Below are 7,129 nucleotides of genomic sequence, written 5' to 3' on the forward strand. Positions count from 1 at the left end.
TCGATCAGCGGAAAGGTGACTGATGCAAAAGACGGTTCTGCTCTCCCCGGAGTAACCGTTGTTGTCAAGGGGACAACAAGAGGTGTTTTTACTTCCGGCGACGGATCTTACAAAATCAGTGCAGACAACGGATCTGTACTGGTGTTCTCATTTGTAGGATACCTAACTAAAGAGTCGCCTGTTGGTAGCAGCAATGTGATCGATCAGTCGTTGGAGGCCGACAAAAAACAACTGGGTGAAATTGTAGTCACCGCAGTTGGTATTAAGCGTGATGAAAAAGCATTGGGTTACTCACTCACACAGGTAAAGCCTGATCAGATTCTGCAAAAGTCAGAACCAGATATGTTAAAAGGTTTACAGGGTAAAGTAGCGGGTGTAGATATCCGTGCTTCACAAGGTACCCCCGGTGCGGCTACGCGCATCAACATCCGTGGTAATACATCCTTCTTCGGAAATAACGAACCACTGATCATAGTGGATGGTATTCCATATAATAATGACCAGGTGACTACTTCCGCGCAAACCTCCGGTGGTGGTGCTTATTCAAGTGGATTGTCTTCTCTCGATCCTAACGACATTGCATCGATGAACGTATTGAAAGGAGCTGCAGCTGCGGCTTTGTATGGTTCAAGAGCATCCAATGGTGCCATTGTTATTACTACCAAATCTGGTGCAGCCGGCAGATCTAAGAAAGGACTGGAAGTAACCTACAGCTCTTCACTGGCATTTGAAAAAGTGGCCGGATTACCTGATTATCAGAATGATTACGGAGCAGGGTCTTTGTTTAATTATGCCAATGCCAATGGTTCCTGGGGTCCTAAGTTTGGCACCCTGGATTCAATTCCGGCATGGCCTGATTACCTGGGTGCCTATCCTGAATTATTTTCTTCCACAGGCAAAACGCCTTACAAGGCTTATCCCAATAACGTAAAGGATATCTTCAGAACGGGATCGGTATTTGAGAATTCAGTTTCCGCCAATGGTGGTGATGAGAAAAGTTCTGTGAGTATTACTGCTTCTTACCTGACCCAGGACGGTTATGTACCTTCTTCCAGCTTTAACAGAGCGAATCTGAGTATTGGAGGACAAACAAAACTAAATATGGGCCTCACTGTAAGCGGTAACTTCTCCTATTCCCGGAGTAACCAGCTGGGTAGCCCGTTTGGTGAAAACCAGGTAGATGGAGCCGCGTCTTCCTTTGCCAGAAACCTCTTCCTGGCCAGGAACTGGAACATTGCAGGTTTGCCATATCAGGATGCAAATAATCGTCCTATATCTCCCCTCGGTTCTCAGTTTGATAACCCGCTTTGGTCATTCAAACACAATACTATTACCACCAATACCGACAGGTATGTGGCAGGTATAAAGTTTGGCTACAATGTAGGAGATTGGCTGGGACTTTCTTACCAGATAGGAACCAATACCACCGACCTGTTCAGACGTGAGGTAACAGATATCGGTTCCCGCGCAGCGGAAGGATTAGGAAGAATTGTGGAAGATAATTATCAGTTCCAGGAAATAGAATCCAACCTGATTGCCACTATCACGCCGAAACTTAAGAACGAAGACTTTGACCTGAAAGCTATTGTGGGGCATAACGTTAACCAACGTACGAAACGCGATAGGCTGTTCCTGGGTAACGAAATTGTATCGCCAGGGATTTACACCCTTGATAATACTAAAACCGTGTTGCCTAACGGTGGTGTATATACGCAAAGAAGACTATGGGGTATCTTCGCCGATGTGGAACTGGGGTATAAGAACTGGGCTTTCCTCTCGGTTACCGGCAGGAATGACTGGTCGTCTACATTACCTTCCAATAACCGGAGTTACTTTTATCCAAGTGTATCCGGATCATTTATATTTACCCAGGCATTTAATCTGCAAAGTAAGGTGTTGACCTTTGGTAAAATCCGTGCCAGCTGGGCGAAGGTGGGTAGAGATGCCGATCCGTATTCTCTGCAGAATGTGTTTCGCTTAAATAGTCCGATCACGGGTGTTTCCGGTGTAATCCAATCGCCTACGGCGAACAATCCTAACCTGAAACCAGAGTTTACACGGGATTGGGAAGTAGGAACTACCCTGGAATTCTTTGACAGAAGAATAGGGCTGGATTTTGCCTTGTATAATAGAAAATCTTCTAACCAGATTGCACCCATCACACTTCCGGGATCTTCCGGGTTTACCCAGTTTTATGAAAATTTCGGAGAAATATCCAATAAGGGTATTGAAGTGGACCTGAATGTGATCCCCGTTAAAACCAAAGACTTTACCTGGACATTGCACTGGGTATTCACCAAAAATAAGAGTGAAGTGGTTTCGTTGTTACCCGGTGTAGACCGTATTCCGCTGTTCAACGTACTCACCGAAATCTCCCCTTACCTGGAACCAGGCAAACCTTTTGGATACCTGAGAGGCACCGTGGATTACCGGGATGATCAGGGCAATCTGCTGATTAATCCTGTTACTGGGTTGCTGATCAAAAATACAGAGCAGCAAATGATTGGGGACCCTAACCCTGATTTTAAAACAGGTATCAGTACTACTTTTAATTACAAGGGTATTTTCCTGAGTGCCTTGTTTGATCTGACCAGAGGCGGTGATATGTATTCTGTAACCACCAGTAGCCTGTTGGGCCGCGGTGTAACTCTGGATACCAAAGATCGCGAAACCGGTTATGTGATACCAGGTTATTATGGAGATGCGAATACCGGTAAACCTATTCTGGATAGTAAGGGAGATAAAATACCTAACACGACGAACGTGAGCTTGCGTGAAATGTATTTTGGAGAATCATTTGCCATCAACTCTGCTACAGAATGGAATGTGTACGATGCAACAGTATATACCTTCCGCGAGCTGGCTATCGGATATGATTTTCCTAAAAGCATGTTTAACAGAACGCCTATTGGCGGTTTAACGGTTACTTTAACCGGAAGGAACCTCTGGTATGTAGCGCCTTACTTTCCTAAACATACCAACTTCAATCCTGATACCAACAGCTTTGGTAATACTACCACGCAAGGGATTGAATTGTCCAGTGCTCCTACCACGCGTAGATTTGGTATCAATCTGAAAGTGAGTTTCTAAATTATGAACAAGTCAAAACCGGAATTTATGAAAAGATCGATCTACATGTTTTTAGGGATGCTGCTGTTATTGCCGGCGTGTACTAAAGACTTTCTGGATATAAATACGGATCCTAACTATGCGTCAAAGACTTCTGAGAACCGCTTGTTAACGGCAGCGGAGCAAGGACTTTCTTATTCGTTAGGATTTACCAATGATAACAGGGGGGCGCGCGGATTAACCGAAGTGCTATCTGTATATATGCACCAGGTATGTGTGCGGGAAAGCCCTGATCAGTACGGTGCAGATGGTAATGATATAAATATTACCGGTTCCTGGACAGATATGTACAGCAGCTCACCGGCACAAGTAGGCTCCGATATCCTGGGTACTTTACAGAACATAGAGACACTTATTTCTCAGGGTACCACCAATGGAAATTTGGTATATGTTGGGATCGCAAAAATTATAAAAGCATATGCGATCAGCCAGTTTGTAGATGCTTTTGCAGATGTACCGTATTCTGAAGCAAATAAATTTTTATCGGCAGGTATCCGGTATCCCAAGTACGACAAAGGCGCGGAAATCTATCCTCAACTATTTGCGTTGCTGGATGAAGGGATTGCTAATTTAAGTGCGGATGCACCTAACACGTTGGTGCCCGCAGGAGATGACCTATACTATAATGGAAGCACCGCGCGATGGGCAAATCTGGCACGCACTATCAAGCTGAAGTTGTATAACCAGGTTAGACTGGTACAAAATGTTTCCAGCCAGGTAGCTGCACTGGAAGCGGAAAACAAAATGATTGGCGCCACCGGAGAAAGTTTTATGTTTACCTATGGAAGAGGAACTACACCGGACGACCGTAACCCTGGCTTCAACGATTATTTTGCCAGTCAGCGTTCCCACTACATGAGTCCCTGGTTTTATGAAATTCTGAAAGGATATAATAAAACTATTTTCACAGGAAACCCTGACCCCAGGTTGCCCTATTATTTTTACGACCAGTTACTTTTTGATGAGGAGGCACAGAACAGCACCGATTACAGAGATAGTAGTTTTGTTGCCATTCCTTTTGGCTCGGTAAGTGTTAATCGTGACTTTTTACAGGATGAATCGATGACCATGTTTGGCATTTATCCGGTAGGTGGACGCTATCAAAGTGATACTGCTTTCGTGGATGCCAGTTTAGCTACAGGTGCAGCACCATTCAGGATGCTGACTTATGCTGACAGACTTTACATCGAGGCGGAGTTAATGATTTCAGGCGTATTGCCTGGAGATGCCAGAGCGAAGCTGGTAGCAGCAATGGCCGAGTCATTTGTACAGGTTGATTTCGTAGTGGCGCTGGCTTCAAAGCAGTCGGGAATACCGCTGCTGGCGACAGGTAATACCGCCGTTGAGGAGTATACGGCAAAAGTTTTGGCCGCTTATGACAATGGAACAACTGCGAAGAAACTTGAAATCATTATGACACAAAAATGGATTCAGAGTTTTGGTAACAGCGTAGATCAATATGCCGATTACAGAAGAACCGGTTATCCCATTCTTTTTGATCCAAACAATAGGACGATGGCTCCGAATGGCAAATTGCAGCCACCATTGAAAGGTGATCCGACTATTGCTGGTAACCAGGCGGCTATTCCCGTACAATTAAGTGTAGGCTATCCATTGTCACTACCATGGAGCGCACTTGATTTGAACGTAAATAAAAATGCACCGGCGCAAAAGTTACCTGCCAGTTATCCGGTATTCTGGGATAAGTAAGAACTGATTTTTTATGCAGATAAAAAATATTGCTATGAATAGAATAACAGCTTTTATAATAATGATTCTGGTGAGTGGCGCCATCATGACAGGATGTAAAAAAGATAATGCCAAACTCCCGTCTGATCTGAAAAAAGCATCTGTACCACTTGTGAAAATTGAGGATGGCTCCAGTGAAACCATTCAAAATATTGCCACATTTCAAGGGAAGTTTAGTGTGGGCCTTTATTTCGCCAATGATGAACCTCCAAAGAAAATGGATGTGGTAGTAGCATTTAAAGGCGACTATACCAAGGTGAAAGTATTGAAGGCGGATGTGACTACCTATCCTTCTTCTTTTACGGTGACTGCACAGCAGCTGTCGGCGCTTTTTGGTATGGATGCCAACACATTGAAAACAGGTGATTTTTTTGAAATAGGCGTGGATGTATACATGAATAATGGATTGGTGGTACCTATATTTAATAGCGTAGCGAATCCATACGGTCCGGATGGTGCTAATTATGCTGGTCAAAGTCTGGAAGTTATCTATACTGTGGAAAGATAACGGTTACGTATACACGAAGTTTAGTAAGCTATCCTCCATAAAAAAACCTCACTGGTATTATTCCAGTGAGGCTTTTTTTATGAAGATGAATACCTTATTTCAGTACCTCTCTTAACTTCTCTTCCAGCGCGGGTCCTCTCAGATTTGAAGCAATGACTTTGCCCTGAGGATCCAGTAAGAAGTTAGTAGGAATAGCATTGATGCCATACAACGGCACCACCGCAGAATCCCAGAATTTAAGATCGCTTACATGGTTCCAGGCAAGACCGTCTTCTTTGATCGCCTGTTGCCATTTATCTTTTGTTTTATCAAGAGATACGCCTAATACGGTGAAATTTTTGCCTTTATATTGTTGATAAGCTTTCACTACGTTAGGGTTTTCCTGGCGGCAGGGACCACACCAGCTGGCCCAGAAATCAACGAGTACATACTTACCACGGAAAGAGCTCAGACTGATCATTTTGCCTGTTTGATCAGGCAAGGTAAAGTCGGGTGCTACCTGACCTACTTTTACCGCAGATGGTTCTTCACCGCCAGCAGCATCACTGCCACCACCTTGTTGCTGTGATTTTTCCAGTTCGGCTATTTTATCTGTCATACTTTTTACCAGCGTATTCTTAGGGAAACGTGTAGTAAGATTAGTGATGACTTGTTTGTGTGCTACGATTTCTTCTCCATTTCTTACCTGGCTAATGGCAAATACTGCGTTGGCAGGATTTTTTGTTTTATCGGCCATCAGGAAGAAGCTATTTTCAAAATCCTTTTCTTTTTTCTGAAGTGCAACCAGTTTCGGCTGAAACGCGCTATCGGGCAAGGATCCGTGAAGACTATCCAGTTGACGCATTTCTGCCGTGAGCGAAATGGATTGTTTGCTGATATCTCCCAGGAACTGTTGCAGTTCAGTAGTAGGTTCAGAACCAGTTACTTTGATGTCTTCCAGTTTGTCTATGTCGCCATCTATTTTCATATCGCCGGCATCGAGTGCCAGCAATACAAATTTGCCGTTATCAAAGCGAATGCGGTACAGGCCCTGTTCTGCGACCATGCCTTTCAGGGAAAATTTTCCACTGGCATCTTTAACATTGGTAGAATCCACCACTTTTACATTTTCCAGTGTCAATTCTTCCAGTACAACCGGGCCTAAGGGCAGATTGCTAAAGTGTCCGTCTATCTTAAACTCACCCTTCTCCGTTTGTCCGGCACATCCTGCCAGAAAAGCACCGGCGGAAATCCATAATAAGTATTTTTTCATGCTGCTATTTTTTTGAACATTCATCTGACCAATGCTACTCAATATAGGTTAATTATCCTTAATGCTGTTTTAGCCTTTAAGCTTTTCGGCCAGTAATTCGTTGGTAAGACGCGGATCAGCCTTGCCTTTGGAGAGTTTCATGACCTCTCCTACAAACAATGACATGAGCCCTTTTTTGCCACCTTTAAAGGCGGCTACTTTATCCGGATATTTTGCGAGTACTTCATCAATGATGGGTGAAATGTTATCGGCATTATTGTCCTGCAATAAATTGAGCCTGGTAGCTATTTCCATTGGGTCGGCGGGCGACTGTATCATTTCCGGCAGTATGCGGGAAGAGGCGATAGAGAAGCTTACTTTCCCGGCATCCGTTAAAGTGATGAGCGCGGCCAGTGCAGCCGGTGTTACCGGAAACTGACTGATTTCCGCTGAATTTTCATTGAGCCAGGATTTAACCGGTCCGAGCATCCAGTTGGCGGCTGCTTTATACT

At 44.2% G+C, this 7,129-nt stretch carries 4 protein-coding genes and 1 pseudogene; 3 read left to right on the forward strand and 2 right to left on the reverse strand.

Annotation, left to right across the window (positions count from 1 at the left end):
• The 3 genes from VIP81_RS23350 to VIP81_RS23360 all read left to right on the forward strand — a co-directional run.
• Positions 1 to 3,090 (forward strand): SusC/RagA family TonB-linked outer membrane protein (locus VIP81_RS23350; protein ID WP_331967057.1); only part of this gene is annotated, 3,090 nt, incomplete at its 5' end.
• A gap of 27 nt (positions 3,091 to 3,117) precedes the next feature.
• Positions 3,118 to 4,839 (forward strand): SusD/RagB family nutrient-binding outer membrane lipoprotein, encoded by a 1,722-nt coding sequence (locus tag VIP81_RS23355; protein WP_331967059.1) that lies wholly within the window; start codon positions 3,118 to 3,120, stop codon positions 4,837 to 4,839.
• Positions 4,840 to 4,873: 34 nt separating this feature from the next.
• Positions 4,874 to 5,386 (forward strand): hypothetical protein, encoded by a 513-nt coding sequence (locus VIP81_RS23360; protein WP_331967061.1) that lies wholly within the window; start codon positions 4,874 to 4,876, stop codon positions 5,384 to 5,386.
• A gap of 94 nt (positions 5,387 to 5,480) precedes the next feature.
• Here VIP81_RS23360 and VIP81_RS23365 read toward each other — a convergent pair whose 3' ends face one another.
• Both VIP81_RS23365 and gatB read right to left on the reverse strand, forming a co-directional pair.
• Entirely contained in the window at positions 5,481 to 6,638 is a 1,158-nt protein-coding gene (locus VIP81_RS23365; RefSeq protein ID WP_331967063.1) for a TlpA disulfide reductase family protein, read from the reverse strand.
• 69 nt (positions 6,639 to 6,707) lie between these two features.
• Positions 6,708 to 7,129, reverse strand: a pseudogene (gatB, locus tag VIP81_RS23370) (Asp-tRNA(Asn)/Glu-tRNA(Gln) amidotransferase GatCAB subunit B); the annotation flags it as partial.

The sequence above is a fragment of the Chitinophaga sp. genome (assembly GCF_036566945.1).
GTDB lineage: Bacteria > Bacteroidota > Bacteroidia > Chitinophagales > Chitinophagaceae > Chitinophaga.